The 23040-nt window shown below is 72.6% G+C and carries 28 protein-coding genes; 18 read left to right on the top strand and 10 right to left on the bottom strand.

The features are described from left to right. The first annotated feature begins 450 nt into the window (after positions 1 to 450). Positions 451 to 2451: a hypothetical protein gene (locus AB0G50_RS08365; RefSeq protein ID WP_360103702.1), complete on the top strand. Its 2001-nt coding sequence runs from the start codon at positions 451 to 453 to the stop codon at positions 2449 to 2451. Between the two features lie 13 nt (positions 2452 to 2464). On the opposite strand, the gene AB0G50_RS08360 is transcribed toward AB0G50_RS08365, so the two are convergent. Both AB0G50_RS08360 and AB0G50_RS08355 read right to left on the bottom strand, forming a co-directional pair. Further along, complete coding sequence (locus AB0G50_RS08360; RefSeq protein WP_360103698.1) at positions 2465 to 4483, bottom strand: MDR family MFS transporter; 2019 nt, start codon at positions 4481 to 4483, stop codon at positions 2465 to 2467. A gap of 234 nt (positions 4484 to 4717) precedes the next feature. Further along, the gene (locus AB0G50_RS08355; protein ID WP_360103695.1) at positions 4718 to 5590 is read right to left on the bottom strand and encodes an FG-GAP-like repeat-containing protein; all 873 of its coding nucleotides are present in this window, start codon (positions 5588 to 5590) and stop codon (positions 4718 to 4720) included. 550 nt (positions 5591 to 6140) lie between these two features. Here AB0G50_RS08355 and AB0G50_RS08350 point away from each other — a divergent pair. Beyond that, entirely contained in the window at positions 6141 to 6677 is a 537-nt protein-coding gene (locus tag AB0G50_RS08350) for a discoidin domain-containing protein (RefSeq protein WP_360103693.1), read from the top strand. Positions 6678 to 6686: 9 nt separating this feature from the next. Here the strand turns inward: AB0G50_RS08350 and AB0G50_RS08345 are convergent, their stop codons facing one another. Both AB0G50_RS08345 and AB0G50_RS08340 read right to left on the bottom strand, forming a co-directional pair. Continuing rightward, positions 6687 to 7448, bottom strand: coding sequence for an alpha/beta hydrolase (locus tag AB0G50_RS08345; RefSeq protein ID WP_360103691.1), 762 nt, complete (start codon positions 7446 to 7448; stop codon positions 6687 to 6689). Positions 7449 to 7537: 89 nt separating this feature from the next. Continuing rightward, entirely contained in the window at positions 7538 to 7981 is a 444-nt protein-coding gene (locus tag AB0G50_RS08340) for a TIGR03618 family F420-dependent PPOX class oxidoreductase (protein WP_360103689.1), read from the bottom strand. A gap of 444 nt (positions 7982 to 8425) precedes the next feature. Here AB0G50_RS08340 and AB0G50_RS08335 point away from each other — a divergent pair, with 444 nt between their 5' ends. Further along, positions 8426 to 8716, top strand: a complete 291-nt coding sequence (locus AB0G50_RS08335; RefSeq protein WP_360103687.1) for a hypothetical protein — start codon at positions 8426 to 8428, stop codon at positions 8714 to 8716. On the opposite strand, the gene AB0G50_RS08330 is transcribed toward AB0G50_RS08335, so the two are convergent. Continuing rightward, on the bottom strand, positions 8701 to 9228 hold the full coding sequence (locus AB0G50_RS08330; protein ID WP_360103685.1) for a CHRD domain-containing protein: 528 nt from the start codon (positions 9226 to 9228) through the stop codon (positions 8701 to 8703). The two genes, AB0G50_RS08335 and AB0G50_RS08330, sit on opposite strands and share 16 nt — an antisense overlap. Positions 9229 to 9423: 195 nt before the next feature. Between AB0G50_RS08330 and AB0G50_RS08325 the strand changes: the two genes are divergently transcribed. Beyond that, entirely contained in the window at positions 9424 to 9807 is a 384-nt protein-coding gene (locus AB0G50_RS08325) for an STAS domain-containing protein (RefSeq protein WP_360103683.1), read from the top strand. Here AB0G50_RS08325 and AB0G50_RS08320 read toward each other — a convergent pair. Next, on the bottom strand, positions 9804 to 10574 hold the full coding sequence (locus tag AB0G50_RS08320) for a GAF and ANTAR domain-containing protein (RefSeq protein ID WP_360103681.1): 771 nt from the start codon (positions 10572 to 10574) through the stop codon (positions 9804 to 9806). The genes AB0G50_RS08325 and AB0G50_RS08320 overlap by 4 nt on opposite strands. Before the next feature lie 172 nt (positions 10575 to 10746). Beyond that, positions 10747 to 10953 carry a CsbD family protein gene (locus AB0G50_RS08315; protein WP_360103679.1) on the bottom strand — a complete coding sequence of 69 codons (207 nt, stop codon included), beginning with the start codon at positions 10951 to 10953 and terminating at the stop codon, positions 10747 to 10749. 212 nt (positions 10954 to 11165) lie between these two features. Here AB0G50_RS08315 and AB0G50_RS08310 point away from each other — a divergent pair, with 212 nt between their 5' ends. The 9 genes from AB0G50_RS08310 to AB0G50_RS08270 all read left to right on the top strand — a co-directional run bounded on the left by AB0G50_RS08310 (position 11166) and on the right by AB0G50_RS08270 (position 15053). Beyond that, complete coding sequence (locus tag AB0G50_RS08310) at positions 11166 to 11738, top strand: sigma-70 family RNA polymerase sigma factor (protein WP_360103677.1); 573 nt, start codon at positions 11166 to 11168, stop codon at positions 11736 to 11738. Then, positions 11729 to 12280: an Asp23/Gls24 family envelope stress response protein gene (locus AB0G50_RS08305; RefSeq protein WP_360103675.1), complete on the top strand. Its 552-nt coding sequence runs from the start codon at positions 11729 to 11731 to the stop codon at positions 12278 to 12280. Before AB0G50_RS08310 ends, AB0G50_RS08305 begins: the two co-directional genes overlap by 10 nt. Positions 12281 to 12290: 10 nt before the next feature. Further along, positions 12291 to 12644 (top strand): Asp23/Gls24 family envelope stress response protein, encoded by a 354-nt coding sequence (locus tag AB0G50_RS08300; RefSeq protein WP_360103673.1) that lies wholly within the window; start codon positions 12291 to 12293, stop codon positions 12642 to 12644. A 90-nt stretch (positions 12645 to 12734) separates the two neighbouring features. Next, the gene (locus AB0G50_RS08295; RefSeq protein ID WP_360103671.1) at positions 12735 to 13181 is read left to right on the top strand and encodes an Asp23/Gls24 family envelope stress response protein; all 447 of its coding nucleotides are present in this window, start codon (positions 12735 to 12737) and stop codon (positions 13179 to 13181) included. A 6-nt stretch (positions 13182 to 13187) separates the two neighbouring features. Further along, positions 13188 to 13361, top strand: coding sequence for a hypothetical protein (locus AB0G50_RS08290; RefSeq protein WP_360103669.1), 174 nt, complete (start codon positions 13188 to 13190; stop codon positions 13359 to 13361). Further along, the gene (locus AB0G50_RS08285; RefSeq protein ID WP_360103667.1) at positions 13358 to 13687 is read left to right on the top strand and encodes an Asp23/Gls24 family envelope stress response protein; all 330 of its coding nucleotides are present in this window, start codon (positions 13358 to 13360) and stop codon (positions 13685 to 13687) included. Before AB0G50_RS08290 ends, AB0G50_RS08285 begins: the two co-directional genes overlap by 4 nt. Positions 13688 to 13693: 6 nt before the next feature. Continuing rightward, positions 13694 to 14221, top strand: a complete 528-nt coding sequence (locus AB0G50_RS08280; RefSeq protein WP_360103665.1) for a DUF6286 domain-containing protein — start codon at positions 13694 to 13696, stop codon at positions 14219 to 14221. Next, positions 14218 to 14502 (top strand): hypothetical protein, encoded by a 285-nt coding sequence (locus tag AB0G50_RS08275; RefSeq protein ID WP_360103663.1) that lies wholly within the window; start codon positions 14218 to 14220, stop codon positions 14500 to 14502. The genes AB0G50_RS08280 and AB0G50_RS08275 overlap by 4 nt, the downstream gene beginning before the upstream one ends. Continuing rightward, a complete protein-coding gene (locus AB0G50_RS08270; RefSeq protein WP_360103661.1) occupies positions 14499 to 15053 on the top strand; it encodes an alkaline shock response membrane anchor protein AmaP in 555 nt (184 codons plus the stop codon). The genes AB0G50_RS08275 and AB0G50_RS08270 overlap by 4 nt, the downstream gene beginning before the upstream one ends. Before the next feature lie 6 nt (positions 15054 to 15059). On the opposite strand, the gene AB0G50_RS08265 is transcribed toward AB0G50_RS08270, so the two are convergent. From AB0G50_RS08265 to AB0G50_RS08255, 3 genes are read right to left on the bottom strand one after another with little or no spacing between them, the layout of a single operon-like run. Further along, positions 15060 to 15707 (bottom strand): hypothetical protein, encoded by a 648-nt coding sequence (locus AB0G50_RS08265; protein ID WP_360103659.1) that lies wholly within the window; start codon positions 15705 to 15707, stop codon positions 15060 to 15062. Then, positions 15695 to 15982 (bottom strand): hypothetical protein, encoded by a 288-nt coding sequence (locus AB0G50_RS08260; protein WP_360103657.1) that lies wholly within the window; start codon positions 15980 to 15982, stop codon positions 15695 to 15697. Before AB0G50_RS08260 ends, AB0G50_RS08265 begins: the two co-directional genes overlap by 13 nt. A gap of 45 nt (positions 15983 to 16027) precedes the next feature. Next, entirely contained in the window at positions 16028 to 16324 is a 297-nt protein-coding gene (locus AB0G50_RS08255; RefSeq protein ID WP_360103655.1) for a hypothetical protein, read from the bottom strand. A gap of 112 nt (positions 16325 to 16436) precedes the next feature. On the opposite strand from AB0G50_RS08255, the gene AB0G50_RS08250 reads away from it, so the two are divergent. From AB0G50_RS08250 to AB0G50_RS08230, 5 genes are all read left to right on the top strand, one after another. Then, positions 16437 to 16958, top strand: a complete 522-nt coding sequence (locus AB0G50_RS08250; RefSeq protein WP_360103653.1) for a hypothetical protein — start codon at positions 16437 to 16439, stop codon at positions 16956 to 16958. A gap of 14 nt (positions 16959 to 16972) precedes the next feature. Next, positions 16973 to 18151 (top strand): serine/threonine protein kinase, encoded by a 1179-nt coding sequence (locus AB0G50_RS08245; protein ID WP_360103651.1) that lies wholly within the window; start codon positions 16973 to 16975, stop codon positions 18149 to 18151. A gap of 85 nt (positions 18152 to 18236) precedes the next feature. Next, positions 18237 to 19238: a TerC/Alx family metal homeostasis membrane protein gene (locus AB0G50_RS08240; RefSeq protein ID WP_360103649.1), complete on the top strand. Its 1002-nt coding sequence runs from the start codon at positions 18237 to 18239 to the stop codon at positions 19236 to 19238. 239 nt (positions 19239 to 19477) lie between these two features. Further along, positions 19478 to 20365, top strand: a complete 888-nt coding sequence (locus tag AB0G50_RS08235; RefSeq protein WP_360103647.1) for a carbohydrate-binding protein — start codon at positions 19478 to 19480, stop codon at positions 20363 to 20365. 383 nt (positions 20366 to 20748) lie between these two features. Then, entirely contained in the window at positions 20749 to 22992 is a 2244-nt protein-coding gene (locus tag AB0G50_RS08230; protein ID WP_360103645.1) for an NACHT domain-containing protein, read from the top strand. The last annotated feature ends 48 nt before the right edge of the window (positions 22993 to 23040 follow it).

The following is a 23040-nucleotide window of genomic DNA, read 5'->3' as shown; positions in this document are numbered from 1 at the left end:
CCGCGGTCCGCCAAGACGTTGCAATGTGACGATGCATCGGGAATATCGACCCGAGCAGAGTAGTGCATTCGGGTGATTGGGCCGGTCGTCGGATGGGTGCCCGGCCGCGTGGAAGCAACGCGTGAGTAGGTATTCGGACTTCGTGTTCCCGAAGTTCGATCGAGGGTGCCCCACGCCTGTCCCACTCGCGGTGGGTTCGCGCCGGTGGACGAGAAGGCCGGAATCGGTGTAAAAGCCGCCTCGGTCGGCGGCCGGTGGAGTGAATAGTCCGCAATGGACGGAAAGCGGAAACCGCCGAATCGGGTGTCGATCGCGATGCCTTCGCGCGGGCGGAACGGGTGATCGGCATTCCGCGCCCGGTGCGCCCGCCGGCAGGATGTCCCGATGGCGAAGTGGCTCGGCAGATTCAGATCCGATCGTCCGACCCGGGAGCCGCTGCCCACCGATCCCGTGGCACGCGCGCAGGCCGCGACCCGGCGGTTCGACGCCTCCGGCACCACCGGGGACCTCGCCGTCGCGCTGGACGCCGCGCGGGCCGCCTGCGCGTCGGTCGACAACTGGCACCTCGCGGGCGACCTGCTGATCCGGTTGCTGCGCCTGCGTTACGAGCGCACCGGCTCGGTCGAGGACCTGGACGACGCGGTCCAGGCGGGCCACACGGTGTTCAAGGTCGGCCGCGCGGTCGTCGGCGCGGCGGCCGAGTACGCGCGGGCGCTAATGGCGCGGCACGAGCTGACCGGCGACCCGGCCGACGTGGAGGCCGCCGTCGACATGGGCCGCCGGGTCGTGGGCAGCACGGGGGAGCACGACGCGGCGCTGCCCGTCCGCCGGTCCGACCTCGCCGCCGCGCTGCGCCTGCGGTTCCTGCTCACCGGCGCCGCCGAGGACCTCGCCGAGGCGCTGGACCTGTCCGCGCGGGCCGTCGTCGGCGCGGTCGGCCACAGTCCCGCCACCCGGGCTGCGGCCAGTGCCACCAGCGCGCTGGTCCACCGCGCCAGGTTCGCCCACACCGGCGACCCGACCGACCTCGACCACGCGATCGGCCAGGGCGAGGACGCCGAGCGGCACGGCCGGGCGGGCGCACCCGGCGGCGCCGAGCGCAAGGCCGAGCTGGCCGCCGCGCTGCTCGACCGCCACCGCCTCACCGGGTCCGCCGCCGACCTGGACCGGGCCGCCGACCTGGCCCGCCTGGCGGTGGCCGCGACACCGCCGGAGCACCCCGCGCTGCCCCGCCACCTGGCAGGCCTCGGCGACGTCCACCACGCGCGCTTCGACCGCGACCACGACCCGCTGATCCTCGCCGAGGCGTTGGACGTCCGCCGCCGGGTGGTCGGACTGCCCTGCACCCCAGACCGATTACGACTCGCCACGGCGCTCGACCTGGCCCGCACGGCCACCGCCGCCGGCCACGGCGACGTGACGCGCGAGGCGTGGGACCTGGTGTTCCGCCTCGACCCCGGCTCGGACCTCGCCTCGACCGCCGTGGCACACCTGGTCGCGGTGGGCCGACCCCGGGACGCGGTCGAGTTCTTCCAGCTGTCCGCGACGCCCGGTGAACCGTTGCGCCCCTTCGGCGAGCTGGCCCGCGCGGCGGTCGGCGGACCCGTCGTGCTGATCAACGTCGACGCGTGGCGGTGCGACGCGCTCGTGGTCGTCGGCGGCGACGCGCTCGTGGTGCCGCTGCCCGACCTCACCGAGCGGGACGCGGCCGAGGCGGCGGCACGGCTGGTCGACGCGGCGGCCGAACCCGAGCTGTCCCGCGCCTGGCTGCCGGCTACCCTGCGGTGGTTGTGGGACGTGGTGGGCGCGCCGCTGTTCGCCGCGTTCCGGCACGTCGGCGGCGAACCCGGTGTGCTGCCGAGGGTGTGGTGGTGCCTCGCGGGCCGGTACCGGTTCCTGCCGGTGCACGCGGCCGGCACGAAGGACGGCCCGTCGGTGCCGAAACTGGTGGTGTCGTCGCACACCCGGGACCTGGTCGCGCTGCTGCACCCGCCGCGCCCGCGCGCCGAACCGGTGGTGCTGCTCGACCGGGAGGGCTCGACGCCGCTCGCCGACCTCGTGCCGGCGGACGCGCGGGTGCTCGCGGCGACCGCCACCGCCGAGCAGCTGGGTCGGGCGAACTGGCTGCACCTCACCGAGCCGGACGTGACGTTCGCGTTCGCCGACCTCGACCTGGGCGCGCTGGACTTCGTCTTCCTGTCCGAGCACGCCGCGCCGCCGATCGCCGAGGGCGACGACCTGGCCGCCGTCCTGCACGCCGCCGGCCGCACCCAGGTCGTGGCCTCCCGCTGGGCCGCGCCCGACGTGACACCGGCCCTGTACCGCGCGCTGTCGGCCTCGGGCGTCCCGGACCCGACCGACACCGCGACCGCCCTGCACGCCGCCCTGGCCGACCTGCGCCGCACCGGCCACCCGGCGGACTGGGCGGGCTACGCGCACTACGGCTACTGACCCGACCGGCGAGTCACCGGGTCAACGCCCGATCCTGCTCCTCGATCATGGCCCGCCGGGCGATCCGCTCCACGACCGCCCGCACCTTCGGCGCCAACTCCGCCCGGTCCCGCCCGGGCAACCACTCGCGCACCTGCTCCACCAACCAGTCCCGCCAGGCCGCGGTGATCGCGTCGGTCACCGCGCGCCCCTCGGCGGTGAACCCCAGCACGGCACCGTCGCGCCGCAGGTGCCCGGCGTCGACCAGGCCGTCGAAGAACGACGTCAACACCCCGTGCGGCAACCCCACCCGGTCCTCGACGTCCTGCTGCCGCACGGGTTCCCCGGTCGTCCAGCCGTGCAGGAACACCGCGCCCAACCCCCACGCGGTCGCCAGGTCGACACCCACCCCGGACCGCGCCAGCACCTCCGGCGCGGCACTGCGCCTGCCGCCCAGCACCCGCCCCACCACGGTTTCCAGCTGCGCGTCGGCGTCCTGGCAGTCCGGCATCCCGAAGCCCTCGCCCGCACCCCGGACGGCCTCCTTCGCCACCCCGCGCATTTCCACCTGGGGCAACAGGAACGCCACCAGCAACCCGACCAGCGCCACCGGAACCGCGTAGAGGAACACGGTGTGCAACGACTCGGCGTAGGCCTGCACGACGGGCAACCGCTGCGCCTCGGGAAGTCGGTGCAACGCCAGGGGACTGGCCACCGCCGCCGGATCGGTGATCCCGCTCCGCGCGATCGCGGCCGGCAGCACGTCGTCCAGCCGGGAGGCGAAGAACGTGCCCATGATCGACGCGCCGAACGAGCTGCCGAGCGTGCGGAAGAACGTGACACCCGAGGTGGCCGACCCGAGGTCCCGGTACTCGGCCGAGTTCTGCACCACGATCGTCAACACCTGCATGACCAGCCCGATCCCCGCGCCGAGCACGAACATCGCCACCGACTGCACGGCCACCGAGGTGTTCTCGTCCATTGTGGACAGCAGGTAGAGGCCGACGGCCATCACCGCGGTGCCGGCGATGGGGAACGGCTTGTACCGCCCGGTCCGCCCGACGACGTTCCCGGACGCCAACGCGGTGATCAGCAGTCCCAGCACCATGGGCAGCGTCCGCACCCCGGACATGGTCGCCGACGCGCCGCCGACGTACTGGAGGTAGGACGGCAGGAACGTCAACGCGCCGAGCATCGCGAACCCCACGATGAAGCTCAACAGCGACGCGATGGAGAACACGGGACTGCGGAACAACCTCATCGGCAGGATCGGCTCGGCCGCCCGGAGTTCGACCGCCACGAACACCACCAGCGCGGCCACCGACGCCGCGTACAACCCGACGATCGTGGCCGACCCCCAGGGGTACTGCGTGCCACCCCACGAGGTCGCCAACGTCAGCCCACTGGCGCCGAGCGCCACGAACAGCACCCCGAGGTAGTCGATCCGCGGCCGAAGTCCGCTCACCACACCGGGAATCGTCCGCGCCGCCGCGACGATCACGACGATCGCGACGGGCACGTTGACGTAGAACGCCCACCGCCACGACAAGCTGTCGGTGAAGTACCCGCCGAGCAGCGGCCCGACCACCGTGGTGACCCCGAACACGGCGCCCAACGCCCCCTGGTACCTCCCCCGGTCCCGCAACGGGATCACGTCCCCGATGAGCGCCATGGCGGTGACGGTGATCCCGCCGCCGCCGAGCCCCTGCACGGCCCGCATGGCGATGAGCATCCCCATGCTCTCGGCCAACCCGCAGAAGAACGACCCCACCACGAACAGCAGCACACTGACCTGAAAAACCCGCTTGCGCCCGAACAGGTCCCCGAACTTCCCGGCGATGACCGTGGACACGGTCTCGGCCAACAGGTAGGACGTGACCACCCAACTCATGTGCCCGGCCCCGCCCAGGTCCCCGACCACGGTGGGCAACGCGGTCGACACGATCGTCTGGTCCAACGCGGCCAACAACATCCCGAGCATGACCGTCCCGAACACCACGTTCATCCGCGCCCGAGTCAACACCGGCGCACCCCGCTCCGCCACCTCGGCCACAGCCACACCCCTCGTCGCGGGACACCGTCCACTCGCGACCGGACGCTAACCCACCCCGCGACCCGCCCCACGACCAAACCCGAACGTTCCAACGAAAGCGTGCACCTCGGACAGGGTGGACGAGACCGTCGCCCGTCGGCCTCGCCGTCGGCGAACGTCGCCCCGGGCTCGTGGGCGAAGCGGGAGTGGGGAGTGCCCCTGCCGGGCGGTGGACAGGGGCACTCGTCCTCGGGGCTACCGGAACGGGATCGGGGTGTCGCCCGGTTGGCCCCACGCGGTCGCGGACGTCGCGCCCGTGGCGCTGTCGTCCAGGTACCAGGTGCCGTTCGACGGGCGCCAGACCACGTGGTCCGCCCTTCCGTCGTCGGTGTAGTCGCCGCTCACCGGGATGTCGCCGGCGGTGCCCCACTGGGTCACGGTCGTGGTGCCCGAGACGCTGTCGCGGACGTACCAGTTGCCGTCGCCCGGGCGCCACACGACGTAGTCGGCGTGGCCGTCGCCGGTGAAGTCGCCGGCGACGGGGACGTCGCCCGGCTGGCCCCACTGGGTGGACGACGTCGCGCCGGTCGCGGTGTCCTTCACGTACCAGGTGCCGGTGCCGGGACGCCACACCACGTAGTCCGCCCTCCCGTCCCCGGTCACGTCCTGCGCCACCGGCACGTCACCCGCCACGCCCCACTGCGTCCCGTACGTGCCGCCCGAGGCGCTGTCGCGGACGTACCAGTTCCCGTTGGACGGCCGCCACACCACGTAGTCGGAACGGCCGTGGGCGCCGAAGTCGGCGGGTGCCGGCACGTCTCCCGCCACGCCCCACTGGGTGGTCGACGTGGCGCCGTCGACGCGGTTCTTCACGTACCAGTTGCCGTTCGTCGGGCGCCAGACCGCGTAGTCGCTCCGGGTGTCGCCGGTGAAGTCGCCGGCCACCGGCACGTCGCCCGGCACACCCCACCCGACGCTGGTGCTCCCGCCGCCCGCCAGGCGGTACCAGAGGCCGCCGTCCGGGCGCCACACGACGAAGTCGTTCTGCACGGTTCTCGGTTCGACCTGCGCGCCGGCGGGCGCCGTCGTGGTCACCACTCCCGCCAGGGCCAGGACCAGAGCGCTCATCCCCGAGACTGATCCGAGTCGATTCATGGCTCGCTCTCCGATGCTCGCGAAACGTTCGGGTGCTCCGAACGGCACGAACCGTATGACCGTCCGCGCTCGCCCGATCAGGTCGAGGAATCCGGCCACCCGTCGGGACAAGCCCGCCGCCCGTTCGTCCCATTCGCCCTCACCCGACGCCGAGCGCGGCGACCCTCGGGCGGGTGGGTGACCCCCGGTGGAGGGTGCCCCGGTGGTGCACCGGACCCCGTTACCGCGCCGCGGACGCCACCCGGCGGCCCTGGGCAACCGAAGCGGACCGACCCGCTATTCGTCCGGAGAGGAATAGTCGGCATTCGCGCCGACTGTTCCGGCAACCGCCCCGGAGAGGAATTCGGACACCGGGTGGACAACGCGCGGAAGAACGGCGTGAGTCATTTCGGGACCGGTCGGCGCACGACGGTCGGGGTCACCGGTACGGCGGTACGCAGCGGTCGGCGCAGGCGGCATGTTCGACAACCGGGGCGTGTGCCTCACTTCGTGCTGTTCCTTGTCCCGCAACGGAAGGACGTCGATGACCCTCTCGACCCGCCGACCGCTCCGCCTGCTGTCGGCACTGCTCGCCTCGGTGGCGCTGGCGGTGGTGGCGCCCGCCGCGGACGCCGCTCCGGCCGCACCGGTCAACTACGCCCTCACCGGTGTCGCCGACGCGTCCTCGACATTCCCGGGTTATTCGGCCGCGAAGGTGAACGACGGCGACGCGAGCACGACTCTCGGCGGCAACTACAGCTGGTGCAACAACGCGCTGGTCGACTACCCGCCGATCAACCCGCAATGGGTGCACATCGACCTGAAGCAGGTGCGCAAAGCCAGCCGGATCGTGGTGGTCACGACCGAGGGCTACGTGCTGCGCGACTTCGACGTGCAGGTCCAGATCCCCGGCCGCGGCTGGTTCGAGACGGTGCAGACGTTCAACTACAACACCGCCACGTCGGTCACCGTCACCGGCCCGCCGACCGACATCATCGGCGTCCGGGTGCTGGCCAAGGTCGGCCCGTCCCACCAGCCGGGCCACACCAGGGTGAACGAGATCCAGGTGTTCGACGTCTGACCGCGGTCCCTAGTCCAGGAAGTCGGCCAGGATCGGCAGCAGCAGGTCCGCGCGCTTCGTCACGGTCATGTGGGTGGTGCCCGGCAGCACGGCCAGCCGGGCACCCGGGATCAGCCGCTGCATCAGGCCCGCGTGCTCGACGGTGACGAAGTCGTGGTCGCCCTGCACCACCAGGACGGGCGCGGTGACGGCGGCGAGCTGCTCGTCCGACCAGCCCTGAGGCACGGCGTTCGAGGCCGACAGGGAGGCCATGAACGCGTCGAACCGCTCGGGGTGCGGCGACAGGCGCAGGTAGGCGTCCCGGAACTCGGCGAAGTCCTGGGCGGTCGGCATCCGGGTCGACGTCGCGTACCTCGACGGGTCGGTCAGGTCCTCGTGCAGCCCCTCCGGCCGCACGGTCACCGACATCGGCACGACCGAGCGCACCCGCGTCGGGTGGCTCACGGCCAGCTCCAGCGCGACCTCGCCGCCCATGCTGTGCCCGAGCACGTGCGCCCGGTCGACGCCGAGGTGGTCGAGCAGCGCGACGACGTCCGACGCCAGGGTGGCGGGCGTGATGGGCCGCTCGACGTCCGCGGTGCGGCCGTGCCCCTGCTGTTCCGGCGCGATCACCAGGTGGGTGCGGGCCAGGGTCGGGATCAGCTCGGCGAAGGCCAGGTCGACGGTGAGCATGCCGCCGTGCAGCAGGACCAGCGGCGAGCCCTCGCCGTGCAGCTCGTAGTACAGGTGCAGGCCGTTGACGTCGGCGTAGCCGCCGCGGTCGTGCGTCATGGTGAACCCCTGTCCGGTGTGGTCGGTCGCCGGTGCGACGAACGGGCGGCGCGCGGATCGACCGGACCGGCGGTGACGCCGGTCACAGCCTAGGGGTTGCCGTACACCCGGGTGGGCGTGACGAACACGGCCGTGCGGCGCTGCTCGGCCATCACCCGGTCGTACTCGTCCCAGTCGTCGTGCCGGCCGCCGGCCGCGGTGAACACCTCGCGCAGCAGCAGCCGCAACCGGTCCGGCTCGGCGAGCCAGGGCCGCGGGTCGTCCGGTCCGGCGAGGTCCGCCGAACCCTCGACCGCCGCCCAGTGCCACCCGGACCGGAACGCGACCGCGATCTGCGGCCGGGCGCGCAGGTTGGCGAGCTTCACCGGGCCGTAGGTGACGAACCCGAGCACCTCGGCGCCGGACTCCGGGTGCGCCAGCACGCCCACGTTGACCAGCGAGGACTGCACGGTCAGGTCGGCGCGCACGGTGGACACGACGGCGAGCCCGGACTCGTCGCGGGCCAGGGACCAGGCTTCGCGCAAGGTGGTCATCACACACTCCCCGCTCGGGAACTCGGACCAGGCACCGGTTCTAGCACGCCGACCGCCCTCGCGGGTGCTTCGGGTGATCGACCGGACGCGGAACGCGGACGGCATTCGGACTCGCCCGCCCGACGAGGAGGGGTCAGCTCGCCGGCCGGGCGCCGGCCGACCACGCCGACGAGGTGCTGGTGGTGACGCTCGCGCCCCATGCTGCGGATGCCCATCGGGCCCAGTACGCCACCGCGCTGTTCGCACACGACGCGCCGATCAGTCCACTGTGGAGCGTCGTGGCGCAGTGCCACGCCGGCGCCGGCGGTCGGGTCGCTTCGGCGCGGGGCTGTCCGCCGGACCGGTCGCGTCGTTCAATCCGGTCTACGGCCAGGGCACGACCTCGGCGCCGCCGCACGCCTGTCGGCCTACCGGCGGGCGCGGGAGTCCGTCGACCGGGTCCGGGTGGTGGTCGACGCGGCCTGGAGCGTGTCCACGTTCGCCGACCTCGAGCTGCCGCACGTCGGCGGCCCGTACCCGCGCGGCTATCGCCTGATCAGGTGGTTGCGCGGTCAGGTCTTCCGCACGTCGACGACCGACGCGGTGACCGACGAGCGCCCCGGCCGGGTGACGGCCGTGCTCGCCCACCCGGGTGAGCCGGCCGATCCCGGCACCGTGCCGCGGGTCGACCTGCGCTCCGCGGCCGGGGCGAGGCCGGACGACCCCGCCCCGGCACCGGCTCAGCGCCGCAGCTGACCACGCAGCGCGCCGTTCGGGAACGGTCCGTTGTGGACGTTCACGTAGAACTGCCCCGGCTCGCGCACGAGACCCCGCGTCACGTCCCGGTCCACCGCGACGCACCCCGCCGCGTCACCGTCGGCGGGTGTCGCGAGGGTCGCCACGACCGGACCGGCGACACCCGTCGCGCCCCGGTGCACGTGCGCGGCGGTCGGGGTGACGACGCCGTCGACGGCCAGGCTCGCGCACACCCGGTCGCGGCTGATCCGCAGCACCGCGTACCCGCGCCCGTCCGGGTCGCCGGGACCGGGCACCTCCGAGGAACCCCGCAGCGTCGCCGTGCGGGTCACCGAACCGCCCAGGTTCAGCACGACGTCCAGGTCCAGGTTCAGGGTCAACCCGATGCCGACGTCCGAGCCGAGGTCGACGCCGGACGTGCCGGCGGTGTCGGCCGAGGCGGCGGGCGCCGTGCCGGCGAGGGCGAACGCGGTCGCCGCGATCGGGACGACGAGACGGAGCAGGTGCTTCACCGGGTACCTCCACGCTGGGTGGTCGAACTGTCACCAGGAGTTCCGACCGGCGGTGGGCGGTGGTTCGGCGGACCACCCGATGTGCTGACGCCGCGCGGGCCGGGTCGCCCGGTCGTCGCCGTGACTTCGGTGGGATGGCACCGTACTGTCGAGACAGGCTGTTACCCGACAACCACTACCCGGAGGGGGTGTGCCGTGGACGGCACGTTCGTCGTAGCCCTGCCCGGCGCCACCGTCCGGGTGAGCGACCGCGCGGGCACCAGACTGGTCGAGGTGCGGGGCGAGGTGGACCCGTCCACCGGCCCGGCCGTGCGCGCCGTGCTGACCGCGCAGTTCGACCGGCTGCCCGCGGCCCTCGTGGTCGACCTGACGAAAACCCGCTTCCTGACCGCCGCCGGGGTGAACGCGCTGCTGGAGGCCGCCCGACTGGCCGACCGGCGCGGCGTGCCCTTCGCGGTCGCGGCCGACGGCAGGCCCGTGCTGCGGCCGTTGCGGATCACCGGCGCGGACCGGGCGTTCGCCACCCGGCCGACGGTGCACCAGGCGTTCTCCGCGGTCCGACCGGCGCTCACCGGCTAGTCCCGCTCCGGGCGCTCGCCGCCGATGCCGTGCGAGCGCAGCTCCTCGTCCAGCCCGCCCCGGTCCTGCGCCGTGACCAGCCCGGCCGCGACGTCGCGCAGCTTCGTGTTGGAGTGCTGCGACGCCCGCCGCAGCACGGTGAACGCGGTGGCCGTGTCGAGGTCGAAGCGGTGCATGAGGATGCCCTGCGCGAGGCCGATCGAGTGCCGGGTTTCCAGCGCGGTCGTCAGGTTCGCCACCAGTTCGCGGCTGCCGTGGAACAGCTCGGCGTTGTCGAACGCGACCCCGGCGTGCAGCGCCAGCAGCAGCACCAGGTCGAAGGTGTGGGCGTCGAAGTGGTGCGCGCGCTCCGAGAGCAGGGTCAGCGCGGCGGCCGGTGAGCGCTTGGTCGGCACCGGCAGCACGAGGCAGCTGCGCAGGCCGCGCTCGACCAGCCGGGCCGAGAAACCGGGCCAGCGGGTGTCCTCGGCGGTGTCGTCGATCCGGCGCGGCTCGCCGTAGCGCAGCACCTCGCCGACCGGGCCCGCGTCCGCCAGGCCGAGGCTGGTGCCGTCCGCGGTCGGCAGCCCGTCCGAGCCGACCACGACCTCGGACCGCTCCGCCGCGCGCACGTTGATCACCACGCCCGCGCACCCCGGCACGCAGTCGGCGAGCCGCTGGGCGAACCGCCTGGCCACCGCCTGCACGTCGTCGGTGTCGGCGAGCCGGGTGGCCTCGGCCAGTTCCAGCGCGAGTTCGAGGACGGTGTCGTCCTTGCTGATCGTCATGCGGACCCTTCCCGGTGGCGGCCGTCCGCGTGCCGGGAGGTGACGGACGACGACTGTTCCTGCGCGGTGCTGCGCTGTTGAACACCCGTCGCGCGACCACCTTAACCGTTCCGCGCCGCGCGCCAGGGGCCCGTTCGGCGGTGCTCCCGACCGGCGGGCCCCCGGCGTGCGATCACTTCTTGAAGGCGCCCTTCACCTTGTCGGCGAGCGACTCCACGGCGTCCTCCACCTTGTGCGCGGCGTCCTTGACACCGGCCTTGAGCTGGTCGGCCTTGCCCTCGGCACGCAGTTCGTCGTCGCCGGTGACGTCACCGACCGCCTCCTTGGCCTTGCCGCCCAGGTCCTGCGCCTTGTCCTCGAACCTCTCGTGCTGGGACATCGCGTCTCCTCACTCGCGCTCGACCCGCCGCGACGGCGGCGGTCGGGGGAGGGACACCCCGGACCACCCGGTCGTCACTGCCCCGATCGGGTGATCGGGGTCACCCGGTGGTCTTCCCACCCGGCCCGTGACGAATGCCGGGGCAACGGTGTCGTCGTGGGTACGCACCGGCGGAGGGAGACCGACATGCCCGGTCCGGACAGGTGGCGCGGGTGACGGCGGCGCACCCGGCCGACGCCGCGGACGTCGTGCCGCTGGACGACGCCACCCTGGTGGCCCGCGCCCGCGACGGCGACGTGCGCGCCTACGAGCAGCTGGTCCGCCGCTACCAGGGCCCGATGTACCGGCTCGCGCTGCGGGTGCTGTCCGGCCCGAGCGACGCCGAGGACGTGGTGCAGGAGGTGTTCGTGGTCGCGTGGCGGCGGCTGGACCAGCTGGAGGACGACGGCGCGTTCGTCGGCTGGCTGTACCGCACCACGACGAACCGCTGCCTCAACGCGATCCGCGCGCGCAGACCGGTGTCCGACGTGGACCTGGAGCAGCGCGCCGCGCCCGGTTCGGCCGGACCGGGCCCGATCGCGGAAACCCGGGCCACACTGGAGGCGCTGCACCGCGCGTTGCGCAGGCTCACCCCCGAGCAGCGGGCGTGCTGGCTGCTGCGCGAGGTGCACGGACGGTCCTACGACGAGATCGCCCGCACGATCGGCACGACCGCGACGGCGGTGCGCGGGCGCATCGCCCGGGCCCGCGCCCAACTGGCGGAGGTGATGGCGCCGTGGAGGTGACCGCGCACGACGGGTACGAGCTGCCCTGCGGACGCGACGTCGAGCAGGTGTGGCGCCGCCTCGACGCGGTGGACGCCGGGCTCGCCGACGCGCACGAGCTCGAGTGCCCGCACTGCCGCACGGCGGGTGAAGGCCTGCGCCGGCTGCGCCGGGTCACCGGCGAGCTGGTGGCCGAGGAGGTCGCGCCACCCGCCGGGTTGAGCGGCCGGATCATGGCCGCGGTCCGGGCCGAGGTGCGCCGCCGGGAGATGATCCCGCTGCCCACCGACGAGCCGGGCGCGGTCGAGGTGAGCGACCAGGCGGTGGCGTCGGTGCTGCGGTTCGCCGCGGACACGGTGCCGGGCGTGCGGGCCAGGCGGTGCCGGGTGCGCCGGGCCGCCGACGGGATCGAGGTGCGGCTGTCGGTCGCGGTCAGCGCGCACGGCTTCGCCGCGGTGCGGCTGGAGGACGTCCGCGCGCGGGTGCTCGCCGCGGCGCGGTCCCGGATCGGGGTGCGGCCGGTGCGGCTGGACCTCGTCGTCGACGACCTCTACGACGCGTGACGGGGTGGACGTGGAACAGGACGGAAAGCCGGCCAAACCCCTGATCGCGGCCGCCGCGGCCCGGGCGGCGACGGCCGTGCCCGGCGTGGCGCGGCTCGAGCCCGGGTTCACCGGGCTGCTCGCGGCGGCGGCCAGGTCGCTGCACCGGCAGGTGACCGGGGTCGACCCGGTGTCCACCGACGGGGTGCGGGTGTCGTTCGAGGACGGGGGCGCGCGGGTCGAGGTGGACGTGGTGGTGTCCGGCCGGGACCCGGCGGCCGACGTCGGGCGGGCCGTGCAGCGGGCCGTCGCGCGGGCGGTGCGGGAGGACACCGGCGTCACCCCGGCGGCCGTGGTGGTGAAGATCCTCGACATCGCGACCTGAGCGCCGGCGAGACCGGCGTCACCCGACCGGCGCGTGACGATTCCGGCGCGGGCCGTGTCCTTCGGACGACACCGGAACGAGGAGGACGCCATGACGAACGCGACCGACGCCAGGAACACCGTGGTCAAGGCCGGCGGGCTGACCGCCGAGAAGGGCACCACGACCATCGCCGACACCGTCGTGCAGAAGGTGGCCGGCATCGCGACCCGCGAGGTGCCCGGCGTGCACGCGCTGGGCGGCGGCGCGGCGCGGGCGTTCAACGCGATCCGCGAGCGCATCCCGGGCGCCACGGCCAGTGCCGGCCAGGGCGTGTCGGTCGAGGTCGGCGAGCGGCAGGCCGCGGTGGACCTCCAGGTGCTGGTCGAGTACGGCGTGTCCATCCCGGACCTCGCGCGGGCGGTGCGGCGCAACGTGATCGCGTCGGTCGAGCAGACCACCGGGCTGGAGGTGGTCGAGGTCAACATCGCGGTGACCGACATCCACCTGCCGGGCGACGAGCCCGCCGAGTCCGCCGGCGACTCCGGCCGGGTGCTCTGATCCGCCGTGAACGCCACCGCACTCGGTCTGCTGACCGGTCTCGCGCTGGGCCTGGCCGCCGCGTTCGGCGGGTTCGGCGCCTTCGCCCTCGTGCTGCTGCTCGGCGGCCTCGGCCTGCTCGTCGGCCGCGTCCTGGACGGCAAGGTCGACCTCGTCCGCTACCTGGGCCGCGACCGGTGACCGCGCCCGCCGTCGACCCCGGCCGGCTGGTCCTCACCGACCGCGCCGTGGAACGCCTCGCCTCCCGGGCGGTCCTGGAGGTGCCCGACGTGCACCCGGTCGGCACCCGCCGCGCCCCGTCCGTGACGGCACGGGTGACCGGCGACCGCGCGACCCTGCGCGTCCACCTGTCGATCACCTACCCGCGCCCGGTCGCCCGCACCGCCGAGGCCGCCCGCGCCCACCTGACCCGGCGGGTCGGCGAGCTGACCGGCCTGACGGTGACCAGGGTGGACATCTCGGTGGGCGCGCTGCCCGGCCCCGTGCCGTCGTCGAGGGTGGGGTGACCCGTCGTGCGACTCCACCCCCGCCGCTCCCTGCCCGCCGTGCTGACCGCGCTGGTCTGCCTGGGCGGGTGCGTCCTGGTGGCCGTGGTGGCGGTGCAACTGCTGCTGGGCGAACGGCCGTGGGTCGACTACGCCGCGGTCGCCGGCACGCTGCGCGACCTCCGCTGGACGGACCCGCAACCGGCCGTGGCCGGTGCCGCGGCGGCGCTGCTGGGCCTGGTCCTGCTGCTGACCGCGACGATCCCGGGCCGCCCGACCGTGCTGCCGCTGGCGGGCCCGCTCCCCGCCGGCGCACGCCGAGCCGGCTTCACGACGTCGCTGCGCCACGCGGCACAGGCCGCGGACGGCGTCGCCTCGGCGCGGATCACGTTGCGCCGCAAGAAGATCGTGGTCACCGCCACGACGAACCGCACGGCCGTCGAGGGGTTGGCCGACGCGGTCCGCGAGGCGGTAGACCATCGCCTCGACGCCCTGGAACCCAGCCCACGTCCCCGAGTCGTGGTCCGGGTCCGGGCGCCGAGGAGCACCTCGTGACCACCCGGACCCCGCCGCCGCTCGACGGCGTCGGGTCCGCGGCGAACCCGGTGCCGCTGAAGGACGTCCGGTGGCGGGTCACGAACCCGGGTCCCGCGGTCCGACACCGCCGAGCGGCGGGCCTGCTGCCGTCCGGCGGTGCCGGGTTCCGGTCCTCGGCGGCGAACTCGTTGCAGCACCAGGATTTCGTGCCGCACGGTGCCGCGAAGTCCGGTCCGCCGATCCGGTTCCCCGCGCGCCCACCCGGCGTGGCCGCACGTCCGGCCGGAGGCGGGTCGTGAACCGGCCCGCGCGGTTGAACCGGGTGCTGCTGGCCCTGATCGGGCTGGTGCTGCTGGCGGGTGGCGGTGTCGTGCTCGCGACGCACTACCGCGTCCTCGACCTCGTGGACCCCGACTCGCCGCTGGTGCCCGGCACCGAGCCGCCACCCACCGCCGTCCTCTACGGCGTCGTGGCCGGCGCCGCGGTGCTGGGACTGCTGTTCCTGCGCTGGCTCCTGGCCCAGGTCGCCGGCACCCGCACCCCGACCTGGCGGGTCGAGGGGACCGGCGGGCGGACGGAGTTGGCCTCCGCCACCGCCGCCGGGCCCTTCGCGGCCGAGGTGGCCGGGTTGCCCGGGGTGCGCGCGGCACGGGCGTCGTTGCGGGGCACGCTGGAGGCGCCCGTGCTCGCGCTCGTGGTCACGGCCGAGGAGGACGGCGACCCGGGCGACATCCGCCGCCGGCTCGCCGAGCACGCCCTGCCCCGGTTGCGCGAGGCGCTGGAGGTGGCCGACCTGCCGACGACCGTGGAGTTCCGCTTCACCACGCGGCACGGCGCCCGGGTCCGCTGAGCGGCCTCAGTCGTCGTCGTTGTACAGCGGCGACGGCCGGGTCACGCACGACAGCGGTACGAAACCCCAGCCCAGCGCCGGGTCGCGGACCACGGCGGCCCGACCGTCCAGCGTGGTGAAGCGGTACCGGACCGACCCGCCGACCGGACCCGCCGGGTTCGCCCAGTGGCCGCCGTTGGACGGGAAGTCCGTGCCGTGGAAGTAGTTGTAGTACAGCGTGCACGTGCCCGCCGCGACGCTCGTGCCGTCGGTCGCCTCGTGCGCGGGCGCGTTGTAGTCCCGGCCGACACCCCGGCGGTGCGACAACCGCTCGCGGGTCGTCGCCGAGCACGAGTCCGGCGGCCGGCCGGTCACCGCGCCGAGCGAGCCGGGCATCGCCCACGAACACAGGTCGGGTCCGCCTGCCCGCCCGTAGTGCCAGCCGGCCGGACTGGTCTCCTCGTTGTCGAACCGCCCGCCGGGCAGTTCCCGACCCAGGTAGTACCCGCTGGGCTTGTTCACCAGCCACGTGCCGCCGCCGGTCACCGGCTGCCCGGTGGACGGCGAGTTCGCCGTCACCACCACGTGCTCGGTGCCGGCCGCGGCGACGCCCGGAACCGCCGCCGCGACCACCAGGCCGACCAGGACCGGCCGGACCTTGGTCAGCAGAGCCACTGCGCGTCCACCCACCCGCGCTTGTTCACGCCGCCGTACGCCATCCCGTAGGCCCAACCGCCGTCGCTGTAGCGCTCGACGTCGATGTGCTCGTCCCGGTACAGGGTGCCGATCATCAACCCCCGCGGCGCGTCGCGGACGTAGAGGTCGTCGGCGCACACGGTGCGCAGGGTCGAGGCCGTGACGTCGTCGGAGGCGGGCGTGGCGGCGCTCGCGGTGGGCGCCAGCACGGCCGTCGCGGCGACGGCGAGGGCGAGTGCGCGGATCCTGGACATGGTTCCTCCTCGTGGGGACTTGCGGGGATTCGGGTCGGACGGGTGTCAGCCGGCGCCGACGGCGACGCAGGAGCGCTGCACGAAGCCCCAGACGCTGTCCTGGTACCAGAGGACGTTCGCCGAGTCGCCCGTCTCGTAGCGGAAGCCGACCCGGGTGCCCGCCTTCAGCGTCGTGATGGGGTCGCTGTGGCCCGAGCCGGGGGAGTAGTTGCCGAACAGCGTGGCCGTCTGGCAGGTGATCAGGCTCGGCGTCGTGATGTCGGCGTGCGCGGTGTCGGTGAGCGCCGTCGCGAGGGCCGCCGCGCTGAGCGCGCCGGCCGTGACCATCGTGCGGAGTGTCATCTTGACCTCCAGAGGTTGTTATTTCTGATGACGCCACCGACCGTAGCGCGATGTCATGCGAGATGACAAGAGGGTGTTCTCTCAGACGACAAGTGCGCACTACACTCCGGTTGTGGACAACGAGGACGGCGTGCGACGCCGGTACTACGGCATCGCGGAGATCGCCGACTCGCTCGGACTGGGCCGCCAGCTGGTCACGGTGTGGCGCAAGCGCCGCAGTCACGGCATGCCCGAACCCGACGCCGAACTGGCGTCCGGGCCGCTGTGGCTCGGCGCGACCGTGGAGCCGTGGATCGACCGCGTGCGGGCCAAGGACGAGGTCGAGCCGACGCCGCGCGACCTGGTGCTGCGCACGTGCCGCCGGGTGCTGCGGCTCGCGGTGGCGCTGCTGGACGACCCGGCACGGACCCGCGTGCTCAGCCAGGCCCTGCACGAGGTCCGCGAGCTGCTGCCGGCGGTCGAGGCCGCGCCGCCGGACGCCGCGGGCACCGCGTTGCGCGCCCTGGTGAAGTCGCTCGACCTGGACGCGGACCCCGGCGCCGACCTCGACGGCCTGCGCCGCCGGGTGCTGGCGGCACTGCCCGCGATCGCCGGTGTCGCCGAACCGGACGAGCGCCGGGCGGGCCGGGCGTGAGTAGTGTCGACGGGGTGCCCGCCGATCCCGGTCCGACCATCCGCGGCTACCGCCTCGGCCTGTTGATCGGTCGCGGGGGAATGGGCGAGGTCTACTCCGCGACCCGGCTCGCCGACGGCGCGCCGTGCGCGGTGAAGGTGCTCCGGCCCGACCTCGCCGGGCAACCCGACTACCGGCGGCGGTTGCGCGACGAGGCCGAACGCGTGTCCGGGTTGAACGCCGAGGGCGTCGTGAAGGTGCACGAGGTCGGCGAGGACGACGACCCGGTCTGGTTCGCGATGGACCTCGCGCCCGGTCCCGACCTGCAAACCCGGCTGGACGAACGGGGTCCGCTGGAGCCCGACGCCGCCGCGCGGCTGATCGCCGAGGTGGCCGACACGGTCGCCGCCGTGCACCGGGCGGGCGTGGTGCACCGCGACCTCAAGCCCGCCAACGTCCTCGTCGGCCCGGAACGCCCGCTGGTGGCCGACTTCGGCGTGGCACAACCGCTCGCGACGGTCCGCGCCACGCTCGGTTCGGCCTCCGGCGACTGGTCGGCGAGCACGCCCGACGGGTCCTCCGCGCACGCGGGCACCGTCGCGTACATGGCTCCCGAGCAGTGGCGCGGCGAGCGGACCACCGGCCGGGCGGACGTCTACGCGCTGGGCGGCACCCTCTACGCGGCGCTGACCGGCGAGCCGCCGTTCCCCGACCGGTCGCTGCCCGAACTCGCCTACGCGGTGGCGATGAGCCCGGCCCCGGCGCCGAGCGGGCACGGCGCGCCGGTCGCGTTCGACGCGGTGGTGGCGCGGGCGATGGCGAAGGACCCGGCCGACCGGTTCCCGGACGCGACGGCGTTCGCGGCGGCCGTGCGCGCGGCGGCCCGCGGCGAGTCGCCGGCCGTGCCGACCCGGCGATTACCCCGGCGGCGGCCCCTCGCGATCGCCGCCGTCCTCGCGGTGGCGCTCGGGGCGGCCGGCCTGGTGTGGTGGTCGCCGTGGTCGGCGGACGACGACAGCGCGCACCGCGTGGTGTGCGCCCGGGACCTGAGCCTGCGCGACCGGCCCAAGGGCACGCCGGTCGACCGGCTCGACCACGGCGTCGAGGTCGAGGTGGACCGGTCCCGCGACGAGGGTCCGTGGTCCTACGTGCACACCTCCGACGGGCGTCAGGGCTGGGTGCTCAACCAGTGGCTCGGCGCCAGTTGCCCTTAGTCGACAGTCCTTTGTGGACGACGGGTGGTGCGCTCGGCCGCCGCGCCACGTAGGGTCGGGGGTAGCCGCCGAAAGCGAGGACGCCTTGCAGATCGACGCCCTGACCTGGATCGCCACCGTCGGACTCGTCGTGCTGCTGCTCGCGGTGGACCTGGTGGTGGCCGCCGTGCGACCCCACCGCGTCGGCTTCGGCGAGGCCGTGGCGTGGTCCGTCGGCTACGTGCTGGTGGCCGTCGCCTTCGGCGTGTGGCTCATCCTCGCGCACGGCGGCACGGTCGGCGCCGAGTACTTCGCGGGCTACGTGGTCGAGAAGAGCCTGTCGGTCGACAACCTGTTCGTGTTCGTGATCATCATGACCACGTTCGCCGTCCCCGAGGAGCACCAGCACAAGGTGCTCACGTTCGGCATCGTGCTGGCGCTGGTGATGCGCGCGTTGTTCATCCTGCTCGGCGCGGCGCTGCTGTCCCTGTTCTCCTTCATGTTCCTGCTGTTCGGGCTGCTGCTGATCTTCACCGCGGTGCAGCTGTACCGGCACCGCGACGAGGACCCGGACGTCGAGAACAACGTGGTCGTCCGCACCGCCCGCCGCGTCCTGCCGCTCGCGCCGGACTACGACGGCGGCCGGCTGTTCACCCGGCACGAGGGCCGCCGCGCGGTGACCCCGCTGGTCGTGGTGCTGATCGCGATCGGCGGCATCGACCTGCTGTTCGCGCTGGACTCGATCCCGGCGGTGTTCGGCGTGACCGACGAGCCGTACCTGGTGTTCGCCGCGAACGCGTTCGCGCTGCTGGGGTTGCGCGCGCTGTACTTCCTGGTGAAGGGTCTGCTCGACCGCCTGGTCTACCTCTCGGCCGGCCTCGCGGTGATCCTCGCGTTCATCGGCGTGAAGCTGATCCTGCACTGGGCGCACGTCGACGTGTCCGCCTCGGTGCCGGAGATCCCGACGCCGCTGAGCCTCGGCGTGATCATCGGCATCCTGGCCGTGGTCACCGCGGCGAGCCTGCTCAAAACCCGCCGGGACCCGTCCGCGAAGGCCCACCCGGGCTCGTTGCGGGCGCAGCGCCGGGACGACTCGCCCGACGCGTGAGCTCGTGGGCTCGCCCGCGCGGAATGTCGGGTTCGTTTTCCGCTGCCGCTATAACGGGCCGGGTCGGACAAGTGCTATGACCGGCCCTGGCCTGCGGCGGTGCCCGAGCGCCCGCCCGGAAGTCTTTACCCAGCCCCAAAATTCCGCCTAGCATCGCCGCGACGTGGCCGGAGCGACCCTGACCGCCCCGGTGCTGTGTGCGTCATTTCCCGTCCCTGCGAACGCGAGGAAATGCCGTGATGCGCAAGTTGTCCGTCGTGCTGTGCTCGATCGGGTTGGCCGCCGCCGCGGTCGCCGCGCCCACCGCCTCGGCCGCGCCGAGAGGTGGTGAGGTGCCCGGACTGGTCGGCGCGCAGGCACGCGCGGCCGCCGGGCCCGCCGCCGACAAGTTCCTGGAACTGCGCCGGAAGCGGACCGCCGAACGCCCGCCCGCCACCTCCGCCGCCGCGCAGAAGCACACGTTCTGGGGTCCCGAACCGCAGCTGAACTCCGGCGCGGACGGGCTCGTGGTGACCCAGAGCGTGACGCCGTCGCTGCGCCTGTCGAACACCTCCGACGTCGTGTACGCGCCCACCATGAAGCCCACCGGCCACTCCTGCGTCGAGGTCGTCACCGCCTACGGCCTCGGCCAGGCCGCCCAGGTCTGGGCGTGGGACTGGTGCAGGTCGGTGTCGCCGGCCAAGGTCGTGACCATCAACAGCTCGTTCCTGGCCAACTACACCACCACGGTGGACGGGCACCCCGCGTACACCGTGCAGGAGGTGCGCACCAACGCCTCCGCCAACACCTGGACCGCGTCGCTGTACAACGTGAAGACGAAGGCGTGGGACGCGCTGTTCACCCAGAGCGGGTCCGACCAGAGCACCCTCGACGAGGGCTGGGACATCTTCGAGATCTACGCGACCCACAACAACGCCACCGGCAACGCCTACTACTGCTCCGACGCCCGCGGCGCGGTCTTCCAGTCCAGCTCGATCAAACTCCGCGTCGGCGGCCAGTGGGTCGACGCGACGGCGACCAACTCGCCGCTCAAACCGACCACCAACCCCCGTCCGTCCGACTACGACTGCTCGACGCTGAAGTTCGAACTGCTGTCCCCGAACACCAACTGGCGGGTCACCGTGTGACCACACCGCCCCGGAGGTCGGGACGCGGCCTCCGGGGCGGTGCCCTCCGCCGACTCGGCTCGTTCCACGTCGTGTCCCGCAGAAATACGGTGACAAGTCGAAAAGAGGTAAGGGGAGGGACAGGCGTCGTTCTCGACCGATACGGTGTCGCCGTGTCGGAAGAGCAGGCGGTGCCCATGATCCGGAGCGGAAATCCGGGCGGTCCCCATTCGACTCGGAACACGGTCGCCGGTCGAGTCGGCGGGTCGATCGTGCAAACAGGCCCGGTCGACGGTGGCATGCACGTGCACCTTGTCGGGAGTCCGTCACAATTGGCCGAGGTGTCGGATCAATTGGCCCACGCCGTGCGCGCGCAATGGCGGCGCGAAGAGGAGTTCCGGCGCGTGCACGACCCCTACCCTCTGCCGGTGCGCTGGCGCACCACGTCGACCGACGTCGCCGACCACTGGGCAAACATCCGCAACGCCCCTCCGGGAGTGGAACCCGGCCCGCTCGCCCTGGACGGCGGACTCGAAGAGATCGGCGATGTCTACCGGAGGGTTCCGTCGGGCCGAGTGGTCTTCCTCGGCGAAGCCGGCTCCGGAAAGACGATCCTCGCGGTCCGCCTTGTGCTGTCGCTGCTGGAATCGCGCGCTCCTGGCGGCCCGGTGCCCGTCCTTTTCGGCCTGGGAACGTGGGACCCCGGCCGAACCTCCTTCCGGGATTGGATGGTCGGCCAACTGGTCCGGGACCACCCCGGACTCGGACCGCCCGGTCGAGGGCGTACGAGCCTCGCGGTGTCGCTCGTCGCGGCCGGCTGCATACTGCCCGTCCTGGACGGATTCGACGAGATCGCCGACGGGCATCACGACGCGGCTTTGAAAGCGTTGAACACGACGGCGGAGCCGATGGTGGTCACCAGTCGGGTCGCCGAATTCACCGACGCGGTTCGTGCCGCCGATGTCCTGACTTCGGCGGCCGTAGTCACCGTCGATCCTCTGGACATCGACGACTTGGCCGAGTACTTGCCCAGGACCGCCCGCGGAGCGAAGTGGGCCGAGGTGCTCCTGCACCTACGAGCCAACCCCGACGACCCCTTGGGCACCGTGTTGAGAACGCCGCTCATGGTGGGCCTCGCTCGCGCTGTCTACAGTGACTCGCCGGACCGCGACCCCGCGCTTCTGCTCCGGTCGGCGGACCGACGCGAGTTGGAACAGGCTTTGCTCCGGGAATTCATCCCGGCGTCCTACGGGCATCCGGTCGCGGATGCCGGAACGCCCCACGTCAAAAAGTGGGAAATTGGCGACGCGCGGCGCTGGCTGACCGTCCTGGCCACACACATGGAAGTTCGAGGGAATGGTGACCTGTCGTGGTGGAAGCTTCGGCACCTAGTTCCCGGTTGGCAGCGGGGAGTTATTGTAGGGGCAGTTATCAGTATCCTTTCGAGTGTTGTCAACGGAGTTGTCACGACGATCCTCACAAATTCTCCTCACGGGTTTGTCAAGGGCTTTGGAAATATTTTTGTGTTTGCTTTTCCGGCGATCCTTTCGGTAATTGTTCTCGGCTGGAGACTGGAGCCGTACAGGCTTCAGTTGGGAGTTTTGACGCGGATGCGCAGGGGATTTAAGCGAGCGCTGTTCACCGCTCTTCTGGTGTGTCCGGTGGTGATATTCGGATACGGCTCGATGCGGCCTGCCGAGAGGTTCGGTGCAGGTATCAGTATGGGTATATTCGGTGTCCTGTCCTCCGACCGGATGGCGAAGAGTTGGCGTCCTGGTCACCTGGCGAGGTGCCTCAGGATGCACGGAGCGCGGGGTGCTCGATTTCTGGTAGCGAGTGCCCTTTGTGGACTCCTGGCCGGCGTTTGGCTCATGGCGAAGTCCGGGAACATCCTGGTGTTCACCGCTTCGGTGTCAGGTTTTTTCTGGTATTTCGTCATCCTCTCGGTCGGGTCCCTGGAGTGCCCGCCGACGCCGACGCCGAGGTCGAGTCTTTTTCGTGCGGTACTTGCGACGGGGGAGACGGGTCGGCAGGTGCGGATCGGGGCATTCGGGATGTTGTCGATGATTTTCATGCTTCTCGGGGATGGTGCGTCGAGGATATTTCGAGGCGGTTTCCGGTTCACTCCCGGTGTTTCCGTGGTCTACGTGTTGCTGATAATTTCGGGCTTGGGCGGCCTGGTCGCCTTGTTGTACTCGGCGGTGAGTTCACTCGGGGTGCCGGCTACCGTTCGGGAGATGGTGACACCGGCAAAATTGATCAGGACCGACCGTCGGTACACCCTGTTCGTGGCATCGGTTACGGGCAGTTTGCTGGGATTGTGCTGGATGGGCATCGTGATGGTGGGCGCCGGCCGGGCCGACGGAACGGGTGTCGGCCTGGTCCTGGGGGCCACGTTCGCCCTGATGTTCGCCTTCGCCGGCACCGCGTGGGGACAGTGGTTGGTGGTGTGCCGGTTCTGGTTGCCGTTGACGGGGAAACTCCCCTGGGCGCTACCCCACTTCCTCGCGGACGCACACCGTCGTGGTGTGCTCCGGCAGGTCGGCGCGGTGTACCAGTTCCGGCACCTGCGGCTTCAGGAGAGCCTCGCCTCGAACGGCAACGGACCTGCGAGTCAGGCGACAGGCAGTCCCGTTCGGTCCCCGTGACCACGCTTTCGTGCTCACGCCTTCGTGTGATGGTTGGGGTTCTTCGGC

The organism is Actinosynnema sp. NPDC020468 (genome assembly GCF_040642015.1).
Lineage (GTDB): Bacteria > Actinomycetota > Actinomycetes > Mycobacteriales > Pseudonocardiaceae > Actinosynnema.
This window is presented reverse-complemented; position numbering and strand designations above follow the sequence as displayed.